Source organism: Streptomyces albiflavescens, from assembly GCF_014645835.1.
Taxonomy (GTDB): domain Bacteria; phylum Actinomycetota; class Actinomycetes; order Streptomycetales; family Streptomycetaceae; genus Streptomyces; species Streptomyces albiflavescens.
In genome coordinates this window covers 423,244-424,854 of record NZ_BMMM01000009.1, presented here as the reverse complement: position 1 = coordinate 424,854, position 1,611 = coordinate 423,244, and the positions used below count along the sequence as shown (strand labels likewise).

2 protein-coding genes are annotated in these 1,611 nt (G+C 68.5%); both read left to right on the top strand.

Annotated elements, in window-relative coordinates; all coding sequences use genetic code 11:
- Positions 1-655 (top strand): ABC transporter substrate-binding protein (locus IEY95_RS25635; RefSeq protein ID WP_189188460.1); only part of this gene is annotated, 655 nt, incomplete at its 5' end.
- Between the two features lie 36 nt (positions 656-691).
- Positions 692-1,480: an ABC transporter ATP-binding protein gene (locus IEY95_RS25630; RefSeq protein WP_189188459.1), complete on the top strand. Its 789-nt coding sequence runs from the start codon at positions 692-694 to the stop codon at positions 1,478-1,480.
- Positions 1,481-1,611: the final 131 nt, after the last annotated feature.

The window sequence follows — 1,611 nt, the reverse complement described above, 5'->3', positions numbered from 1 at the left end:
CGTCAAGGGCAAGAAGATCGCGACCCCGCAGCTCGGCAACACGCAGGACGTCGCGTTCCTCAACTGGATCGCGGACCAGGGCTGGAAGGTCGACGCGCAGAGCGGCAAGGGTGACGTCTCGGTCGTCCGCACCGACAACAAGATCACCCCGGACGCCTACAAGTCCGGCTCCATCGACGGCGCCTGGGTGCCGGAGCCGACCGCGTCCAAGCTGGTCGCCGAGGGCGGCAAGGTACTGCTCGACGAGTCCACGCTGTGGCCCGACAAGAAGTTCGTGATCACGAACATCATCGTGTCGCAGAAGTTCCTCAAGGAGCACCCGAAGGTCGTCGAGGCGGTCCTGAAGGGCTCGGTCGAGACCAACAAGTGGATCAACGCCAACCCGGACGAGGCGAAGGCCGCGGCGAACAAGCAGCTGGAGGCCGACTCGGGCAAGGCGCTCCCGGCCGAGGTCCTGGACCCGGCCTGGACGTCCATCCAGATCACCAATGACCCGCTGGCCGCCACCCTCAACACCGAGGCGGAGCACGCGGTGAAGGCGGGTCTGCTGGACAAGCCCAACCTGACGGGCATCTACGACCTCACGCTCCTGAACAAGGCCCTGGGGGCCGCGGGCGAGAGCCCGGTCGACGACGCCGGTCTCGGCGTCAAGTAAGCCCGGATCCCGATGAGTTCCCAGGAGGTGACGACCATGGCTACCGCCCTCGCCAAGGCCGCCGACGCCACGACGTCGGTGGAGTACGCCGCGCGCATCGAGCACGTCTCGAAGTCCTTCGCCGGTCCTGCCGGGCAGCAGCTCGTCCTGGACGACATCACGCTCGATGTCGCGCCCGGCGAGTTCGTCACCCTCCTGGGGGCCTCGGGCTGCGGCAAGTCGACGCTGCTCAACCTGGTCGCGGGCCTCGACGCCCCGACCGCGGGCAACATCACGACCCACGGGCGCCCTGCCCTGATGTTCCAGGAGCACGCCCTCTTCCCGTGGCTGACCGCGGGCAAGAACATCGAACTCGCCCTGAGGCTCAGGGGGGTTGTGAAGGCCGAGCGGCGCGGCAAGACCGAGGAGCTGCTCGAACTCGTACGGCTCAAGGGCGCGTACGGCAAGCGCGTACACGAGCTCTCCGGTGGTATGCGCCAGCGCGTCGCGATGGCCCGGGCGCTCGCGCAGGACAGCCAGATCCTGCTGATGGACGAGCCGTTCGCGGCACTGGACGCCATCACCCGGGACATGCTCCACGACGAACTGACCCGGATCTGGAGCGAGACAGGCCTGTCCGTCCTCTTCGTCACGCACAACGTGCGCGAGGCGGTGCGGCTCGCACAGCGGGTGATCCTGCTGTCCTCCCGTCCCGGGCGGATCGCGCGCGAGTGGACCGTGGACATTGCGCAGCCGCGCCGCATCGAGGACGCCCCCGTGGCGGAACTGTCCATCGAGATCACCGAACAACTGCGTGGGGAGATCCGCCGCCATGGCCAGCACTGAGACGAAGGCCGACGCGGCCGTCAAGGACAGCGTCGAGCTGGGCGGTCTGGAGGCGGGACTCGACGCGCTGGAGTCCTCCGCCGCCGGCCGCAGGTCCTTCGCCGTGACGTTCCGGCAGAAGGTGCTGCCGC

What these genes read in the sequence shown, in the direction of transcription:
- IEY95_RS25630 (WP_189188459.1), top strand. Translation starts at nt 692, where the DNA reads ATGGCTACCGCCCTCGCCAAGGCCGCCGACGCCACGACGTCGGTGGAG.